The sequence below is a fragment of the Serratia sp. PAMC26656 genome (assembly GCF_016469055.2).
GTDB lineage: Bacteria > Pseudomonadota > Gammaproteobacteria > Enterobacterales > Enterobacteriaceae > Serratia > Serratia plymuthica.
Genome location: NZ_CP150486.1, coordinates 2,138,265 through 2,156,220, shown reverse-complemented (window position 1 = coordinate 2,156,220; position 17,956 = coordinate 2,138,265). Strand labels below are relative to the sequence as shown.

General features: G+C 53.1%; 21 protein-coding genes. 10 read left to right on the top strand and 11 right to left on the bottom strand.

The features are described 5' to 3' along the window. Entirely contained in the window at positions 1-228 is a 228-nt protein-coding gene (locus tag JEM67_RS11050) for a helix-turn-helix transcriptional regulator (protein WP_199637364.1), read from the bottom strand. Between the two features lie 110 nt (positions 229-338). On the opposite strand from JEM67_RS11050, the gene JEM67_RS11045 reads away from it, so the two are divergent. Then, the gene (locus JEM67_RS11045; protein WP_199637362.1) at positions 339-728 is read left to right on the top strand and encodes a helix-turn-helix domain-containing protein; all 390 of its coding nucleotides are present in this window, start codon (positions 339-341) and stop codon (positions 726-728) included. Positions 729-1,303: 575 nt separating this feature from the next. On the opposite strand, the gene JEM67_RS11040 is transcribed toward JEM67_RS11045, so the two are convergent. Further along, entirely contained in the window at positions 1,304-1,621 is a 318-nt protein-coding gene (locus JEM67_RS11040) for a DUF2622 domain-containing protein (RefSeq protein WP_199637360.1), read from the bottom strand. A gap of 148 nt (positions 1,622-1,769) precedes the next feature. Here JEM67_RS11040 and JEM67_RS11035 point away from each other — a divergent pair, with 148 nt between their 5' ends. The 7 genes from JEM67_RS11035 (at position 1,770) to JEM67_RS11005 (ending at position 8,280) form a co-directional block, all read left to right on the top strand. Beyond that, positions 1,770-1,988: a hypothetical protein gene (locus tag JEM67_RS11035; RefSeq protein WP_199637357.1), complete on the top strand. Its 219-nt coding sequence runs from the start codon at positions 1,770-1,772 to the stop codon at positions 1,986-1,988. Between the two features lie 191 nt (positions 1,989-2,179). Further along, positions 2,180-2,407 carry a hypothetical protein gene (locus tag JEM67_RS11030; protein WP_199637355.1) on the top strand — a complete coding sequence of 76 codons (228 nt, stop codon included), beginning with the start codon at positions 2,180-2,182 and terminating at the stop codon, positions 2,405-2,407. Between the two features lie 160 nt (positions 2,408-2,567). Continuing rightward, on the top strand, positions 2,568-5,639 hold the full coding sequence (locus JEM67_RS11025; RefSeq protein ID WP_233527779.1) for a RecE family exodeoxyribonuclease: 3,072 nt from the start codon (positions 2,568-2,570) through the stop codon (positions 5,637-5,639). Further along, positions 5,636-6,691, top strand: coding sequence for a RecT family recombinase (locus JEM67_RS11020; RefSeq protein WP_199637353.1), 1,056 nt, complete (start codon positions 5,636-5,638; stop codon positions 6,689-6,691). Before JEM67_RS11025 ends, JEM67_RS11020 begins: the two co-directional genes overlap by 4 nt. Further along, positions 6,688-6,876 carry a hypothetical protein gene (locus tag JEM67_RS11015; RefSeq protein ID WP_233527778.1) on the top strand — a complete coding sequence of 63 codons (189 nt, stop codon included), beginning with the start codon at positions 6,688-6,690 and terminating at the stop codon, positions 6,874-6,876. The genes JEM67_RS11020 and JEM67_RS11015 overlap by 4 nt, the downstream gene beginning before the upstream one ends. Positions 6,877-6,947: 71 nt before the next feature. After that, on the top strand, positions 6,948-7,223 hold the full coding sequence (locus tag JEM67_RS11010; protein WP_199637351.1) for an excisionase: 276 nt from the start codon (positions 6,948-6,950) through the stop codon (positions 7,221-7,223). Further along, entirely contained in the window at positions 7,198-8,280 is a 1,083-nt protein-coding gene (locus JEM67_RS11005; protein WP_199637349.1) for a tyrosine-type recombinase/integrase, read from the top strand. The genes JEM67_RS11010 and JEM67_RS11005 overlap by 26 nt, the downstream gene beginning before the upstream one ends. A gap of 316 nt (positions 8,281-8,596) precedes the next feature. Here the strand turns inward: JEM67_RS11005 and JEM67_RS11000 are convergent, their stop codons facing one another. From JEM67_RS11000 to ftnA, 4 genes are all read right to left on the bottom strand, one after another. After that, the gene (locus JEM67_RS11000) at positions 8,597-8,938 is read right to left on the bottom strand and encodes a YebY family protein (RefSeq protein ID WP_013812467.1); all 342 of its coding nucleotides are present in this window, start codon (positions 8,936-8,938) and stop codon (positions 8,597-8,599) included. A gap of 69 nt (positions 8,939-9,007) precedes the next feature. Continuing rightward, positions 9,008-9,889, bottom strand: coding sequence for a copper homeostasis membrane protein CopD (copD, locus tag JEM67_RS10995; RefSeq protein ID WP_199637346.1), 882 nt, complete (start codon positions 9,887-9,889; stop codon positions 9,008-9,010). A 3-nt stretch (positions 9,890-9,892) separates the two neighbouring features. Next, positions 9,893-10,276 (bottom strand): CopC domain-containing protein YobA, encoded by a 384-nt coding sequence (gene yobA, locus JEM67_RS10990; protein WP_013812465.1) that lies wholly within the window; start codon positions 10,274-10,276, stop codon positions 9,893-9,895. Positions 10,277-10,580: 304 nt separating this feature from the next. Beyond that, positions 10,581-11,099 (bottom strand): non-heme ferritin, encoded by a 519-nt coding sequence (gene ftnA, locus JEM67_RS10985; RefSeq protein WP_013815088.1) that lies wholly within the window; start codon positions 11,097-11,099, stop codon positions 10,581-10,583. Positions 11,100-11,473: 374 nt separating this feature from the next. Here ftnA and JEM67_RS10980 point away from each other — a divergent pair, with 374 nt between their 5' ends. After that, positions 11,474-11,704 carry a DNA polymerase III subunit theta gene (locus tag JEM67_RS10980; RefSeq protein ID WP_013812464.1) on the top strand — a complete coding sequence of 77 codons (231 nt, stop codon included), beginning with the start codon at positions 11,474-11,476 and terminating at the stop codon, positions 11,702-11,704. 29 nt (positions 11,705-11,733) lie between these two features. On the opposite strand, the gene pip is transcribed toward JEM67_RS10980, so the two are convergent. Further along, on the bottom strand, positions 11,734-12,687 hold the full coding sequence (gene pip, locus JEM67_RS10975; RefSeq protein WP_199637344.1) for a prolyl aminopeptidase: 954 nt from the start codon (positions 12,685-12,687) through the stop codon (positions 11,734-11,736). A gap of 168 nt (positions 12,688-12,855) precedes the next feature. Further along, a complete protein-coding gene (locus JEM67_RS10970) occupies positions 12,856-13,281 on the bottom strand; it encodes a TraR/DksA C4-type zinc finger protein (RefSeq protein ID WP_004943113.1) in 426 nt (141 codons plus the stop codon). A 437-nt stretch (positions 13,282-13,718) separates the two neighbouring features. Between JEM67_RS10970 and exoX the strand changes: the two genes are divergently transcribed. After that, positions 13,719-14,387 carry an exodeoxyribonuclease X gene (exoX, locus tag JEM67_RS10965; protein ID WP_199637342.1) on the top strand — a complete coding sequence of 223 codons (669 nt, stop codon included), beginning with the start codon at positions 13,719-13,721 and terminating at the stop codon, positions 14,385-14,387. A gap of 33 nt (positions 14,388-14,420) precedes the next feature. Here exoX and JEM67_RS10960 read toward each other — a convergent pair whose 3' ends face one another. The 3 genes from JEM67_RS10960 to JEM67_RS10950 form a co-directional block, all read right to left on the bottom strand. After that, entirely contained in the window at positions 14,421-16,454 is a 2,034-nt protein-coding gene (locus tag JEM67_RS10960) for a S9 family peptidase (RefSeq protein ID WP_199637340.1), read from the bottom strand. Between the two features lie 68 nt (positions 16,455-16,522). Beyond that, complete coding sequence (locus JEM67_RS10955) at positions 16,523-17,176, bottom strand: tellurite resistance TerB family protein (RefSeq protein WP_013812460.1); 654 nt, start codon at positions 17,174-17,176, stop codon at positions 16,523-16,525. A 168-nt stretch (positions 17,177-17,344) separates the two neighbouring features. Beyond that, positions 17,345-17,923 carry a TorD/DmsD family molecular chaperone gene (locus tag JEM67_RS10950; RefSeq protein ID WP_013812459.1) on the bottom strand — a complete coding sequence of 193 codons (579 nt, stop codon included), beginning with the start codon at positions 17,921-17,923 and terminating at the stop codon, positions 17,345-17,347. Positions 17,924-17,956: the final 33 nt, after the last annotated feature.

The window sequence follows — 17,956 nt, the reverse complement described above, 5'->3', positions numbered from 1 at the left end:
TTAGTCCTCCTGATTTTTAAGCTCAGGCTCTGGGGGGAAAAGGCTGTCCAATGAGCAATCACAGCCCAAGCGATTCATTGTTTCAACAATGAGGCGGCATTCGTCCAAGCTTGGGGAGCGTAGGCCGATCTCATAGTTGGAAAGGCGTGAGCGTTTCCAACCGATCTCGCTAGCAAGCAAAGACTGGGATAGCCCCATTTTTTTTCTCTCATAGGAAATGTTGTTCACTAATTGTTCCTCACGTTATGGGCTTAATAATTAGACACAAAACGTGTCTATACATCAACCACATTTTGAGGATATTTAGATGCCACGATTCGTGGTAATATCGTAAGACTATGAAAACAATGTCTGAAATCATTGGTGAAAGGCTAAAAAGCCTCCGAGAAAAGAAAAACTTAAGCCAGGCGCAGCTATCTAAACTGTGCGGATGGTCTACGGCCTCACGAATCGGAAACTATGAGCTTGGCGTGCGAAATGTCGGGGTTGATGATGCCGTTATTCTCGCGAAGGTACTGGGAACGACTCCTTCTGAACTTTTGTTCGGTGACCAGGGTGATCCATCTAATTGGTTAACAGATAAACAAAAAAAAGTAATTGACCTGTTTAATCAACTACCTGAAGTTGAGCAAGAAAGAATGATTGACCTCTTCCAATTGAGATTGAAAGAGATCGATGACTACGTTGAGAAGTATTTGCGTGGCCGCTACAAAGCAGCAGAAGAATAACTGGCACGCACTACCTTAAAATCAGATATCACATCTACCTAACCGGCCACTGAGCCGGTTTTTTTGTATTCGCCAAAAATCCCCTCACAAATCGATCACTGTTCGTGATTGACACAAGACACATATCGTGTCTAATATATCTCCATCGCAGAAACTAGTCATCAAGGCAGGACGCCCACGAAGTAGCTACCGGCGAGCGTATGAAACACCGGGTGAGATGACAGAAACAGACGCGCAGCAGGTACAACGTTCTGACAGTTCGGGAAAGACCGAAGGACGGCTGGAGAGACAGCGGGCATAACCAATGTTCAATGAAGATCGGGGAATGTATGGAAAACGAAGAGATAAAGCACGTAATCGCACTACTCCTGGAAGATGCAAAACGCCGTCAGGAACTGGAGCCAAATGCAGGCACCGAGGCCCATATTTGGGTTGCTTAAAAGACCATTGCATTCAGCGGAAAAGAGAATAAATCAACGGGGATCACCCCTTATCTTCTGCGACTGAAAAGCGTCATCGCTTATCTTGAACGTTCCCCAGAAAGCGAAGAGAAAAAAGAACACTTTTTGGCTGAATTAAAATTCATCGAGACCGAACTGAAGTAAGTCCTTAGCTTCAGTGACCAATATTTTGGGGTAGGCTTTTATTTGTTCGGCAATAGACTTTGCCAAATAACCAACATGATTAATGTCTTCGCCAAAGAACATATACTCAGCACTTGGAAGGTTGAAAAACTCACTACAGTTAAATTGAGAAAATTTATAAAACTTATTATCTGCCATTTTTTCATGAAGCTGAACGTAATCAGCAGATTCTGAGTCACGAAGTTCAACGCGGACTATAAATTTTGCCATTGCTATTTCCTTTGCTGGCTGTGTGAGAGCTTCCAGCATACCACCGCCGCCTGAGGTGGAGAAGCAAAGCAGGCACTTTGGCTATCAGTACAGGAGCTTAGTAGCCAGAGGAACAAACCTGGCAGCCGGGGAAGACCGGCAACCTCACAAGGAGCATTACCAATGTTCAACTATTAGCGGGGGAAGCATGAGTTACAAATCTTACAGCGTTGAGGTGGTATCGATAAATGGCGGCGGCAATACAATCCGTTTTTGCCAAGCTGACGATGGTGAAGGACGCCACCAAGAGGAAAAGAAAATAGATATTCGGGAGTTTGATTTTATTAGTGGCCTGCTCTCTCATATTTACGCAACAACCACTGAAAAGGAAAAACTGAAAGGATTTTTCAAATTCACCAGTAAGTAACTTATTTTAATCTACGCCAACGTCTGATTAATTCAGGCGCGGGCTCCTATCATCGAAAATTGCTGTGTGTAGTCTTCCCCGCCGTCGCTGGCGGGGCTTTTTGAAGTTATTGAAATGCGTCCAGCGTTTCCCATTCCGGGGCGTCAACTCGCAGGGCGCATTTCAATATCAACAACCACGAGAGGTTAATAATGGAAAAGGTATTTTCCCCTGTCGCGGCACGAAAAGCACAAGAGGAATACTGCAAGAATAAACACGTTCCTCATTTCGCGCCCAACGATGGAATTTGTTTCCGCTGTAAGAAAGATATTTATCAGCAGAATGGATTATGTGGCTATGAAACCGGTATTTCGCTCGACGAAGCAAAAACCTCACATGTTATTTACTGCCCACACTGCAACCGCAGTTACTGCGATTAGAAAGTAAAAAGGCCCGCACAAGGCGGGCCAGTCTACCGGCTTAACGTCCCGGAGACGGGTTACCGGGGAACCACCCCCAATAACTGGAGCATAACCAATGACCAACCGGAGCGGGCCAATGATCGGCCTGTATTGTACCTAAATTCAGGAGACCCACACAATGCAAAATGTTGTCGCCTATCTTTACAGGGCCAAACAAAAATCAGGTAAAGCACACCTTTTTACTCATTTTGACGCAAAGTCAGACGACCACGCGGAGACGAAACGGGATTTTCTCTTCGTGGAAGCCGGCTATTCAAAAGCTGACTATTTCGCTCCGGTACGAATCGACTTTCCTGTCGTTGACGACCTGCCGGCAGAAGGTGAGTTCAGCGAAACATTCTGGCTAACCTGGGCGCTGGAGGGTGACACAGGCAAAACCTGCGTTCCACGCAGCACGCTCGATACTTCCGTAGCATTCCCGAAGCTTTACCCTTACATGATGAAACCTGCAAGTAATGCAGAAAATGGTAGTAGTGCTGAGAAACAGCAACTGCAACAACCTACCAACGATGGCGAGCTCCCGTCTCACGGCCAGGAACCACGAGCGTACTTCGCCAAAATGAGCTCAGACACCCGCGCTACAGCTGTCCTTTTGCATGGATATGGCGTGATTAACATGGTGCTGACCAAGGCACAGATGAAAGAAGTGATCACAAAATCACTGGACAAAGACAGCAGCTATATTTCCACCATGCTCGATGCGCTTCGCCTGCCCGCGGTTAGTGTCATGGAGCCTGAACGTTTCGCCGCATTTGTAGCTGGCGTAGGGCGCAGATTCGAAGAGGGAGACCCTAACGTAAATCTGACCAGCGTACGGAATTACGTTGTGCAACTGCTGGCCACTGAGGATTTCCAGCATAAATACACAGGCAACGCCACCAAGCCGGTCGAAGAGCTACCTCGTACCGAATCAGGCGCGCTCCTCACCAATGGCGCGGAACCGACCACCGGCACGCCGATCGACTCCCTGCAGATGCTGGAAACCGTAATCGGCTGCGCGCTGTATCCGTCTGATTTCGACATCGCCAACCCGCCGGGCGCCATCATCCGCGCTGTCACCGAGATGAAAAAGCGCAACGATGAAGCCCTGAAAGTGTGGAATGAGCAGCTCAGCGCCACACCTGGCGTTTTGCGATTCTCCCGACAGGCGATTGTTGCGCTGGTCCGCGGTGCCGCTGAAAATCTGCACGTCACCCCGGGCGCGCTGCGCAGCTACATCAACGCCAACCTGATCGAGGTCGACGCTAAACCGGCACAACAAAACACGGAAACCGTGCAACAAACTGGCGCCGAAGTGCAACACGCGGCCTCAAATCCGGGTGAAAAAGATGAAGTGGTCACCGAGTTTGAGACTGAACGCTGTGCATGGCTCCGGGCTGAAATACGTGCGGCTCTGGCCGGAACAACTGGCGTGATGGATGAAAGCGACGTTACAGAATTGACCGCGTCCGTCGGCGAAGACATATCGCACAGCTACATCGCGCGGCTGCTGGCCAAGGAAATCGAACCGTGCGATCCGTTCAATCAGCTGGTTGACGATGATGTTCATCACCTCACCTGCGACATTCTGGAAAATTGGCAGGATAAAAAGGCTCCGCGCGTTGCTTATATCTATTCTCGCGTTGAATTCTATCTGCAGGAAGCGCGTCGGGTATCCGAGCAGAAATGTCAGGAAATGGCAGCAGACATCGACGGAGCCGACAGCACCGCACTGCAGCAAGAAAACCCAGAGCCCACGCGGGTTAACGCCTCGAATGAGGACAAAAAAACGGAGGTTGAACAGCACCCCGGCGAACTCAGCAGCATGGGTGGAGGTCGATTTGACGTTTCCGAGTTGTTTGAAGCGTCACCGCTGGCCAAGGTCGACGACGCTCCGCGCCGGGAAGAACCGGCCGCCCCGGCATACTTCGAGCCCGGTCGCTATCTGGATATTCCGAACGAGGTCTATCACAGCGCCAACGGCATCAGCAGCACGATGGCAAAGGATGCGCGGATCAGCCTGATGTATTACCACGGCCGCCACGTTATCAAAACCATCCAGCGCGAGCGCACCGATGCATTGACGTTCGGATCGTTGGTTCATGCGCTGGCGCTCGAGCCCGAAAAACTGGACAAGGAATTCAGCGTTGAGCCTGTGATCCCCGAGGGTGCATTCACAGATACGGCATCGATGCGCGCATTTATCGAACAGCACAACGCGACCCTGCCTAAACAGGCCGATGCCGATACGTTGCGCGCCGTGATCGAGAAACACAACGCCACCCTGCCGGCACCGTATGCACTGGGCGGCAACGCTGACGAGATCGGCCAGTTCTACATGATGCTGCCTCCAGAGTTCCAGAGCATCCCTGAGGGCGCAAAAATCACCGCCACGGCGATGAAAGCCTGCATCAAAGAGTACAACACCACCCTGCCGGCGCCGTTGAAAACCACCGGCGGCCGCGACGCACTGCTGGAACAGCTGGCGACCATCGAACCGGAGTTTGTCGAGAAAGAACGCTCAATACCGGCGCCGCTGCCCGTCAGCGGCAGCAAAGAGGAAATGGCCGCACGTATCAAAACGATTTTGCCAACGGCGGTATTCGCCGACGAAGTGATCAGCGCCTGGAAAAATAGCAACGACCAGCGCCAGCCGATCACCCAGGCGCAGATGAAACATGCGAAAGCGATCCAACATGCCCTGTTATCTCACCCTAAGGCCGGGCAATGGCTGCAACATCCGCAGCGCGCTACGGAGGTGAGTTACTTCGGGATTGATGAAGAAACGGGGCTCGAGGTGCGCGTACGGCCCGACCTGGAAATTGATACCGGCGCGCGACGCATTGCCGTCGACCTGAAGACCGTCAGTTTGCCGAACGTCAAACAGGATAACCTGCGTTACCGCCTGCACCGCGAAATCATTGAGCGTGATTACCACATGAGCGCAAGCATGTATTGCGACGTTGGGATGTTCGATCAGTTCTTCTGGATCTTCGTCAACAAAGAGCCAGGTTACCACTGGGTGGCCGTCGTCGAAACATCCGCCGATGAACTGGCGTTGGGGCGCGCCATTTACAAACAACAGTTGGCGGCGATCCGCAACGCCATGGATACCGGTATCTGGCCGGAGCCGATTACCGAGGTGTTTACTGACACCCTTACCGATTACGAACTGTCACGCTTGAAAGAGCTGAACGGAGAGCCATCATGAGCACTGAAATTATCGAACAGAAAAAAAACGGCATCATAGACAACGTATCCATTCTGACAAACGGCGATCTGTTTGATCGCCTGATGAAAATTTCCGAAGTGATGGCGAAGAGTGGCGCGATGGTACCTCAACATTTTCGCGATCAACCCGATGCCTGTATGGCGATCACAATGCAGGCAGCGCGTTGGGGCATGGATCCCTTCGTCGTTGCTCAGAAGACCCACTTGGTTAACGGCACATTGGGTTATGAAGCCCAGTTGGTCAACGCCATTATCAACAGCATGGCGCCGACTAAAGATCGCATTCACTTTGAATGGTTCGGACCATGGGAAAACGTCCTTGGCCGGTTTGAAGAGAAAACAAGTAAAAGCGGAAACAAATACATCGCCCCTGCCTGGTCTTTGGCTAATGAAAAAGGCGTTGGCGTCCGTGCATGGGCAACGTTGAAGGGTGAGAACGAGCCGCGTGAGTTGCTGCTTTATTTGTCTCAGGCTCAGGTCCGTAACTCGACGTTGTGGGCTAGCGATCCCCGTCAACAGCTGGCGTACTTGGCAGTTAAACGTTGGGCGCGTTTGTACTGCCCCGATGTGATCCTGGGTATCTATTCTGATGACGAACTGCTGGAGCCAACGCCACGCACTGAGAAGGATATCACCCCGGCAGCTGCAGCTGTATCAGAACTGGCTGCCGCGCCTGCGGCAGCACTGGATGAAAATAAGGCCGCCGAGTTGGCTGAGGCACTTAGCGCCGCGCTGGATGAAGCAGACACTCAGGAAGAAGCAACCGCCATTGAACAGCGCATCGCCAAGCACAAAGACGCACTGGGAAGTTCTCTGTTGTTCAGTCTGCGCGGCAAGGCCCAGAAGAAGCGCAGCGGTTTCAAGGCCGTAGGAGAGATCGATGCAGCTTTCAGTCAACTGGATGGGGTCAATAGTCAACAATTCCAGCAATTGGAAACCTTGGTAGCGAATCGGAAAAGCATTTTACCACCAGCGGACTATGAACGATTCACCGTTGCCCTAAACGATTTGCGGCCGGAGTACCTGAAATGATCGGTATTTGGCTCGGTTTCGTCTTGCTGGTCAGCCCGTGCGGCCACGACGCATGCGACGCGCTGCCGGTATCTGAACGGATTTACTCAAGCCTGGCCGAATGCGAACAGGTGAAAGAGGCGATCCAATTGCGCCGCCCACGCGCCGTTCTGTACTGCGACGGCGTTTACCGACCAGAGAAATGATTTTCGAAAATCAAAACACAACGCAGGCCACGGTTAAGATCGTGGCCGGTTGTGCGCAGGAGCATAACCAAATGACTCAAAAACTGACTTTAGAAGAATGGTGCAACGAGGTTTACCCAGGTAAAAAACCGTCTCGGCAAACCTTACAGCGTTGGGCCAGGAACGGAAATTTTTACCCGGCAGCGGTAAAAGAAGGCCGCGAATATCGGCTGATACCAGGGACCATTTACATCAATCCCAAAGATCTCAATTTGGGTAGAAAAATAAAGGAAGCGCGAAGCATCGAGCCAGCTCGAGTTGCGTTTATGGAGAAGGTAATCAATGACACGGAGAAGGGAGGGTTATGACATGCGTTTGCCAAAAAACTTAACGTTTCGCAGCAAGGGCAAATCCTTCTATTGGCGCAACCCGGTCACCAAGAGGGAGATATCCCTGGGGCAGATTGCGCGCCGTGACGCCATTGCGCAGGCGATCGAAGCTAACCACTACATCGAACAGAACTACTCACCTGTCCTGTTACTGGAGAAAATCAAAGGCAGCCATGAGTACACACTGAATTCTTGGATCGAACGGTACGAGGTAATATTCAAACGCCGCCAGCTGGCCGAAAACACTTACAAGGTGCGCGCCGGGCAACTTGCCATTATCCGCGAACGCTTGGGCGGTATGGTGCTGTCAAAAATCACGACTCGACACGTCGCCGAGTTTCTGGAGTTCTGGATCGCCCAGGACAAAAAAACAATGGCCGCTACCATGCGTTCGGTACTGTCCGATATATTCCGCGAAGCAATCGTTGAAGGTCATATCGAAAACAATCCCGTAACGCCCACCCGCGCCGCAAAAGTCGTGGTGAAACGCGAACGCTTGGAACTGGCGCAATATGGACCTATTCGGGGTGCAGCTGACCCGATGCCGCCCTGGTTCGGCTTGGCGATGGATCTGGCTTTGGTTTCTGGCCAGCGCCGCGAAGATCTGACACAGATGCGTTTCAGCCATGTCGTAGACGGTCGATTGCTTGTCGAGCAAGGTAAAACTGGCGCCATGATCTCCCTCCCCCTCGATCTGGAGCTGAAAATCGTAGGCCTCCGCCTCGGGACTGTGATCGATCGCTGCAGGTTGGTCAGCACGACTGACTTTATGATCAGCGCCGGCATCCGTAAAAACAGCCCAGATGGCTCACTGCATCCTGATGGACTAACGAAAAAATTTGTTGCGGCGCGTAAGGCTTCAGGTTTGTCGTTCGAGGAAAATCCGCCGACATTTCACGAGATCCGAAGTTTGGCCGGCCGGCTGTATGAGAAGGAAAAAGGAAGGGATTTTGCGCAGAAACTGCTAGGGCATACATCAGAAATTATGACGTTGAAGTATCTCAATACGAGGGGGAAAGAGTACGTAATGCTGTAAAAGACCGAATATCAAAATTCGAGTAAAATTCGAGTAAATTCGAGCTAACCGAAAATAACCCTTTAAAATCAACAAGTTAAAAAAAGACCGAATACGATTCCTATATTCGGTCTAGGGAAATGGCTCTTGGGAGAGAGCCGTGCGCTAAAAGTTGGCATTTTGTGCAGGGCTTGTTCAGCCATGCACTTTAAGAGTAGCTTACCGCGCTAGTTTTGCCAGCCTCGCACACGGGTGGTGACAGTTACGTTTTGAAATTAATTCCGCGCAATTTTTCAGCACCGATTAACCTCTGGCTAAACCATTGTGGAGCAAGCCATTAGTTCGCGCATAGCTTCTCGGCGCGCTCACGGTATGGCTCTGTGCTCATTTTTTTGCCGGGATTGGCAGCGTCATCCAACAGGATCACGTCCAGCGGCTGGGCGCGCTGCTGCCCAGCTTTCACCTGCGCTTCTGCTGCAGCATTAAGCGGGTATTGCATCAGCGTGCTGTTGTTCAGTACAAACAGCGCGCCGCCGCTGCGGCATTGCAACGTCACTTCTTCTTTGGTGAACGCCCACTGCTTGCCATATTCCAGCTTGGTGATGTTAACCAGTTGGTCTGCCGCCAGCGCGCCGGTCGCGGTGGCCAGCAGCGTAATGCCAAATAATACCGATTTCATGTTATGGCCTTAAGGTTGCTATTTGATTCAATTTTCCCGCAGTTTAGGGGCATCCGGCAAGCCGCAATATTACACCGGCGCATAGGTTGCAAATAAACTGACCAGCAGCAGTACGCATGCGCCCAGCACAACCTCAATCCAGCAGGCCAGCACCAACCCGCGCTGTGCCAACCTGGGTACGCTGCTCATCACCGGTACGATGGCGTAACGGTTGGCCAGCGCCACCATGACCATCAGCGCCACCAGCGCGGTTTTGAACAACAACAGGCGCTGGTATGGCGAAGCCACATCCAGCGGCCAGTTGCCGAGAATAATCAAGCTGTTAATTACGCCGGTCAAGATAACCAACACCACCGCCAGGTGCCCCCAGCGCGAGAAACGTATCAAGGTCGTCACCGCGTCGCTGCGCCACTGCGGCTGGGCAAGATAGCGCAAGCAGACCAACAGCGGCAACAAGCTGCCAAACCAGTAACCGGCGGCCAACAGGTGCAGCGCATGGTTAAAACGGTGCAGCGCGCCGAGTGCGCCCCCATGCATCGCCGCATGGCCGATAAACGCCATGCTGACCAATAGCAACGTGGAAAGCAGCGCCAAAAGCTGTGTGCGGCGTTGCTCCGGCAGCCACAAGCTCAACAATGCCAGCAGCGACATCCCCAAATGCCAGCGCCAGACCTCGCCAAAGGTGGTGCCCAGCACCGCCCACCAAACATCGGGTTGCCAGGTATCGGCCCAGCCATCCCCCATCTGCCCGGCCTGAATAGCCAGCAGCGCCACGGCAGAAAGCCCGGCAAGCCAGGTGCTGGAGACCAGCAGAGGACGCACATCACGAGAGAGATACGGGGAAAGGCGCTGCGGCGACAATAAGGCGGTGAACAGGCTGGTGCCAAACATCAGCATCACCGCCGCAAAGTGCACAAAGCGACACAGAACAAACAGGGCCGCCAGACTCATGGCTTAGTTGACGGTGAAACTGTACTGGCCTTTGGTTTTATGACCGTCGACCGAAACCACATGCCAGCTGACGTTATATTTGCCGGCAGCCAGATCGTCTTCGATAGGCAAATTGATCTGAGTGTTGTTGTTCGCGTCGAGCTGCAATTTACCGGTTTTCACTTTGGCATCGTTCGGGCCGGTAATTTTCACGCCGCTGAAGTTAGGCTCAATACCTTCGGAGAAATTGAGCGTCAGCACCTTCGGTGCCGGGCTGACGATGGCATCTTCCGCCGGCGTCTGCACTTTCAAATGGGCATGCGCCAGCGCCTGCTGCGAGGATAGCCCGACAAACAACACAAAAATAGTAGAAAGCAGGCGATACGAAGAACGAATTTTACCGATCACAGTGATATCCCTTAAAGCAATAATCGAGGGTGATAAGGGTTAAGGCCGGCAGCCGGAACCCACCGCAGATGATTGCGCCACGGGTAAACAGAAGAACGGGAATAACGGCTAACCCGCTGTTTTGACTCTCTACCCTCCCTGTAGCGTATCGTATTAAATGATAACGAGACTCGATCCGTAAGTCGAGCAGAACGCTGGCATTCTGCGATCTGGCAGCACGTATCGCTGCTAAACCGCGCTAAATGCAGGGTATAAAAAAACCGCGCACCAGGCAAAGCCCGACACGCGGTTATTCAGCGCAGATTTAGCCCTGGCCGTTGCCGTTTTCACCGGCTGCGCCCATTTTCTTCAGATCTTTATCAATGAAGAACAGAGCCTTGCCGCTGTTGCCCACCAGCGCCAGTTTATCCAATACGGATTTGAACAGTTTCTCTTCTTCGTGCTGCTCAGCGACATACCACTGCAGGAAGTTGAAGGTAGAGTAGTCATGAGCGATCATTGCCGCGTGCGCCAGTTCGTTGATCTGGCGGGTAATCAGTTGCTCATGTTCGTAAGTCTGTTGGAACACGTCCGCAAGGGATTCGAACTCAACCGGCGGCGCGGCGATGGTGCCCAGCAGCGGCAGGGAGCCGGTATCGCTCAGATAATCGAACAGACGTTGCATGTGCTGCATCTCTTCCTGAGAATGCTCTTTAAGAAATGCGGCCGCGCCTTCAAAGCCTTTATCGCTGCACCATGCGCTCATTTGCAGGTACATGTTGGCGGAATAAAATTCCAGATTCAGTTGCTCATTCAGTTTTTTGGTCATTTCTTGCGTCAGCATCATTATCCCTTTTATTTTGCAGGTATCGATTTAATTTTTCCGCATTATGCCTTGGTAAGAACAAAATAAAAACACCTGATTTACATCATTAATCATTTAATTTTTAATTTATTAAAAATCAATATGTTAAATTCAATATTAATTATTCATTCAAATTATTATGATAACTATTTTCATCTGTATATTTACTAAAAAAGCGAATCATTCTTATTTAAGAAAAAAAATAGATTGCATTATCTTCGGAATAATAAATAAGCGCTGATGGCTGGCATTATTCCCACCGCCCTGCTCTCCTTGCGCTTCAGGCTTGCCAAGCGCCGCCCGGTGCATTACCTTCTGCGCTGATCCAATGCGGTGACAGTAAGGAGAATACGGTGGGTTACAATCTGGCAGAGCTTTCCAAAGAAGATATGGACAAAGTGAACGTTGATCTCGCAGCTTCCGGCGTGGCGTTTAAAGAACGCTATAACATGCCGGTGATCCCAGAAATGGTTGAGCGCGAACAGCCGGCACACCTGCGCGACTATTTCCGCGAACGCGTGGCGTTCTATCGCGTCGAATCACACAAGTATTCGCGTCTGCCGTACGAGCCGAAATCCAAGTAAAAAAACCCGCCGTCATGGCGGGTTTTGCATCACTTTGCGGCAAATCTGTCGGTGGCCAGCATCAACTGATGCAGGATACCCGGTTCATCGAAGGAGTGCCCGGCCCCCTCGACGATATGCAGCTCCGCCTCCGGCCAAACCTTCGCCAGATCCCAAGCGTTTTGCACCTGGCAAGCCATATCATAGCGGCCATGGATGATCACCGCAGGGATATGGCGGATCAATGGAACGTTGGTCAGCAGTTGATCGTCGCTGTCCAGAAAACCCAGATGGGTAAAGTAGTGGTTTTCGATACGGGCGAACGCCAGCGCAAAGTCATCCTCACCAAAGGAAGCGGACTCGGTGCTTGGCAACAGCGTTACCGTCTCCCCTTCCCACACGCTCCACAGCTTCGCCGCTTCAAGTTGCACTTGCAGATCCTTTGAAGTCAGGCGCTGGCGGTAGGCCGCGATCACGTCCTTACGCTCTTCTTCTGAAAGAATCGACAGCACGCGCTCCCATTTCTCCGGGAAGAAGCGTGAAGCGCCGTCCTGGTAATACCAGCTCAATTCCTGCTTACGCAACGTGAAGATGCCGCGCAACACCATTTCGCTAACGCGCTGCGGATGGGTTTGCGCATAGGCCAACGCCAACGTCGATCCCCATGAGCCGCCGAACACCAGCCATTGCTCCACGCCGGCCATTTCGCGCAGACGTTCAATGTCCTGCACCAGATGCCAGGTAGTGTTGTTGTCCAGGCTGGCATGCGGTTTGGAGCGTCCGCAGCCGCGCTGATCGAACAGCAACACCTTATAGCGCTGCGGATCGAACAGTTGGCGGTGATAGGAGGAGATCCCCCCGCCCGGTCCGCCATGAATAAAGACTGCCGGCTTACCCTTCGGGTTACCGCTCAGTTCCCAGTAGATTCGGTGGCCATCCTCTGTGTCCAGCCAACCGCTGTCATACGTTGCTAACGGCGGGTACAAACCTCGTAATTGTTCCATGGCGCTTCCGTTTCTGTGGTCATACCCTCATAAAAGCCGAAGCGGCCCATCAGGTCAACGGTAAAACCTGAAAACTCCCACACTCCCCGGCAAGTTAGCGTGCGTTTGCTTAAAATGACCGCAAAATACCGGCCGGGTCAGCCCAAACGGGCATACCCAGCGCGCGAGTCAGCCTCTTTTGCGCAAATGCGGCTCACGCATTTCCTGAGCGGTTTTCGCCTCGATGCCCAGTTCCGCCGTGGGTCGCAGTAGCAGACGCGGCAGGCCAATGGGCTCCCCGGTTTCAAGACAATAGCCGAACTCTCCGTTGTGAAGCCGCGACAACGCCGCAGCGATTTTCGGCAACAAGCGGCTTTCGCGATCCAACTGGCGGAACAGCAATCGCAGGTCTTCTTCACGCGCGGCTTTATCCGCTTCGTCGCCAGAGACTTCACCGCCGTCGATGTCACGTTTCAACGCATCGATGTGCAGCAGCAATTTTTGCTGCTCCTCCAGCAGGCGTTGGCGAAAAAACGCCTGCTGTGCCGGGTTCATATAATCAGACTCCGGCATGGCCAAGAGCTGCTGTGGGTTTAACAAGGAAACGACGGTCATTGCGCTCTCCGGTGATAATTTATTTGTTATATTATAACATATCGGACCAATTAAGCAGCCTTTCACAAAAAACAAAATACTCACGCTTAACAAGCGATTGACTAAAACATACGTTTTCATGCTTGCAACCAACCGGTGTAAGGTGGTTAATGGCTTAGCAAACCACCCACCCATAGGTAACTGAGAGGCCAACATGAGTAAGGGAATGGATAGCAAGAAAAATGCGAAGAAGAAGCCGTTGAAAACCCCTGCTGAGAAACGCGCAGGCAAACGCGCCAAAAAAGGGCAAACGTCCGGCGAGTAAGCGAACTTCTAACCGTAATTAAACCCGCCGAGGCGGGTTTTTTGTTGTCTGAAATTGCTCAAACCGCCCCAACGGTTGGCACGGGCGCTACTGCCGGTTAAGCTAACGCTATGCAGTTGCCCCTGAGGAAACCATGATTTTACGCGTAATTGACACTGAAACCTGCGGGCTGGACGGCGGCGTGGTGGAAGTCGCCTCCGTCGACCTGATCGACGGCCACATCGCCAATCCGATGAGCAACTTGGTCAGCCCCGATCGGCCCATCAGCATTGATGCGATGGCTATCCATCACATCACCGAACAGATGGTCGAGGGTAAGCCGCGTATCGCAGTGGCGATCGGCCGCTATCTGGGCAGCCCTTACTATGTGGCGCACAACGCAGCGTTTGATCGCGGCGTGCTGCCGGAAATGCGCGGTGCCTGGATATGCACCATGAAGCTGGCGCGCACCCTTTACCCGGACATCAAATACGGCAATCAGTATCTGCGCTATGCGTTGAATCTGGAGGTGCAACTGCCGCAAGACACTACGCTGTACCCGCACCGGGCGCTGTACGATTGCTACGTAACCGCTGCGCTGCTGCAACGCATCGTCAAGGATTCAGGGTGGACGCCGGAACAAATGGCGCAAATCACCGAACAGCCGGTGCTGCTGAAGAAATTCAAATTCGGCAAATATCGTGGGCAGGAAATTGGTCGCATTGCGCAGGAAGATCCCGGCTATCTGCGCTGGATGTTGAAGTCCATCGAGGATCTCAGCCCGGACATGAAGCATACGTTGAAATACTATCTGATCGGCTAAAAAAGCGGGCGGCAACCGCCGCCCGCCTGCAAATTACTCCGCCAACGCCAGAATAAAGGCGTATTCCAGCGCAATGTCCTCATAGGCTTTGAAACGCCCGGACTTGCCGCCGTGGCCGGAATCCATATCGGTATACAGCAGCAGCTGACGATCGTCGGTTTTCAACTCGCGCAACTTCGCCACCCACTTGGCCGGTTCCCAGTACTGCACCTGCGAATCGTGCAGCCCGGTGGTCACCAGCATGTGCGGGTAATCTTGCGCCTTGACCTGATCGTACGGGCTGTATTGCTTGATGTAGTCGTAATACGCCTGCTCGTTCGGGTTGCCCCATTCGTCGTATTCGCCGGTGGTCAGCGGAATAGACTCATCCAGCATGGTGGTGACCACGTCGACAAACGGCACCTGCGCCACGATGCCGTTAAACAGCTGCGGCGCCTGATTGATCACCGCCCCCATCAACAGGCCGCCGGCGCTGCCGCCCATGGCGAAGACGCGTTTGGCGTCGCCATAGCCCTGCGCGATCAGCGTTTCGGTCACGTCGATAAAATCGTTGAAAGTATTCTGCTTCTTGAAGAGCTTGCCGTCCTCATACCACAGCTGCCCCAGCTCGCCGCCACCGCGAATGTGCGCCAGGACGAAGACAAAACCGCGATCCAGCAGGCTCAAGCGGCTGGCGCTGAAGGCCGGATCCATGCTGCTGCCGTAAGAGCCGTAGCCATAAACCATCAACGGATTGCTGCCCCGAATAAAGCGATCCTGGCGGTAAACCAGCGAGACCGGCACCTCGACGCCATCCCGCGCTTTCACCCATACCCGCTCGCTGCGATAATTTTCCGGTGTGAAGTTTTTCACTTCCTGCTGCTTGAGCATCACGCGCTCGCCGCTGTCGAGATTAAGCTCATACAGCGTGGTCGGGGTGGTCATCGAAGAGTAGCCGTAGCGCAGCAGTTCGGTTTCCGGCTCAGGATTGTAGGCCAGCCAGGTGGTATAGGTCGGATCGTCAAAAGCGATGCGTTTCACTTCGCCGCTCTGCCAGTGGATCTGGCGCAACTGGGTCAGGCCTTCGCTGCGCTCTTCCACCACCAGCCAGTCACGGAACAGGCTGAAGCCTTCAAGCATCACCTCGATACGCGGAGCGATAAGCTCCTGCCACAGCGCTTCATCCGCCTGCTCGCTCTGATACAGGCCGAAGTTCTTGCCGTCCTTGTTGGAACGAATATAGAAATGCTGATGGTAGTGATCGATGCCGTATTCATGATCTTTACGGCGCGGCACAAACATCTGCGGCGTGCTGTCGGCACGATCGGCGTCCAGCAGCAAAATCTCCGAGGTTGTGGTGCTGCTCAGGTGGATCAGGATAAAACGTTCGGAGGTGGTTTTCTCCAGCCCGACGTAGAAGGTGTCGTCCAGCTCTTCGTAGATCAATTGGTCGTGCTGCGGATCTGTGCCCACCACGTGGCGATACACCTGATAGGGCAGCAGCGTTTTGGCATGTTTGCGCACGTAATAAACGGTGGCAGAGTCGTTCGCCCATTCGAAACTGCCGGAGGTATTTTCCAGCACTTCGTCGGCCCAACTGTCGTCGTTCAGATTTTTAAAGCGAATGTCATACTGGCGGCGTGACAGGAAATCCTCCGCTACCGCCAGTTTCTGGTTGTCGGGGCTGACTTCCAAACCGCCCAGAGTGTAAAACTCGCGTTTTTCAGCGCGCTGATTGCCGTCGATCAGCGTATCCCAGCGTTCACTTTCCGCCTGTGGCTGACGAACATAAATCGCGTATTCGTTGCCCGGCTCGAAACGGGTCTGATAACGGTAACCGTGCCTGACATAAGGCACCGAGTGCTCCTGCTGGGGGATCCGCGCCACCATCTCTTCATACAGCGTCTCACGCAACGCCTGCTGCGGTTTCAGCATCGCATCGGTAAAGGCGTTTTCCGCCTGCAGATAGTCCAGCACTTGAGGGTCTGCGCGCTCGTCGTCGCGCAGCCAATAGTAGTCATCCACGCGCGTATCGCCGTGGGTGGTGATGGGATAAGGTCGTTTTTCTGCCTTAGGGGGTGTCATCATTGCTAAATCATCCGCTTACCTTGATTAAAGCAAGAGTGACACGATTCCCCCCAGCTTGCCAAGCGGCGCTACGCCAGCTCGCGTTTTTTCTCGTTGACGTCGTTTTCAATGCCCTGCTTGACGTCCGCAGGGATCTTCAACGACTGCGCCAGTGCATCGAGATAACCGCGTTCCATAAAGTGATCGACGTCGATCACCATGCAACTCAGGTAATACACCTCAAGCGCCTCGTCTTCGTTTTTCACGCTCTGGGCGATCAGATCCGGGTTTAAGGGTTGGTCGATCGCCTCCTGTACCCATTTTTGCGCCTCCTCACCCACCTGCAGCTGTTCCAGGCTGTGGTCGATGGCGCGTTTTTCTTCCGCATCGATATGGCCGTCGCTCTTGGCGGCAAACACCAGCGCCTGCACCAACCGTTTGGCGCGCAGATCCACCGGCGTAGTTTGCAAGCCAAACTGCGGTTCGTCCTGATGGGTTTCTTTCACCCGCTGCTTGTATTTATTCCACAACACCGCGCCAACGGCCGCGCTGCCGCCGATAATCAAGGCATTTTTACCGAACTTGCCCACCAGCTTGCGCGAAGATTTGTTCGCCAGCAAAACGCCCACCAGGCCCCCCAACGCGGTCGGGGCCAGCAGTTTGCCAATGCCTTCCGCCCCACCGATGGAACCGGCCTTTTGCCCAATCATCGATTGAATCTGCTGCATCCAGTTATTTTTCATGCTCTACCCTTTTCGTGAGGAAACGAGGCGCGCAGGCACGGAAAAGCCAACCGCCGATGAACCGTCAGATTAGGGGATTTTTTGTCAACTTACGTATGGGGGATGAAAACCTGTGTTTAGCGCAGAGAAAACGATGACGGGCCACGCAAGCCCGTCATTTTTAGTGCTTCAGCCTTCTTCGCCCGGCTGTTCTTCGTCCTGCTCATATTCCGCCAGTTCGTCACGCATCGCCTGAATCGACTCACGGGCCAGCAGCGCCAGGGTACGGTAAAAACCGGTGGTAGCGTGCGCTTCCACTTTACCGAGGAAACGGCCGCACCAAGGCAGCAGGTATTCGTCAAACAGGGTGATTTGCGCCTGCACTTCGTCTTCCTGCGATTGATCTTCCAGCCAGGAGGCAGCCAGCAGCAGAGAGCCGAAGTGATCGGCCGGCGTTTCGCCAAGCGGCATGCCGCGTTGCTGCAGGAAAGTGCGGACTTCCGCCTCCGTTGCCCCTTCCACATAAGCGGAACGGAACGGCGACACGCTGCATTCGCTGCCGACAAACATCGCATTGAAATCGGCGGACAGCAGGTTTACATCGCACCCCTGCTGCAAGCGCACAAGCAGTTCTTCCTGCTCCAGCGGCCAGTGTTGCTGCAGCTTACCTTCTTTAATCAGCGTGAACAGCGGCACCAACAACGGATCTTGCGGCTGACGGTAAAACAGCGTACCCAGCACGCGGCAAACAACGGAAAACTCATTCATGATAATGCCTTATACAATACGGAAAATTTGCCG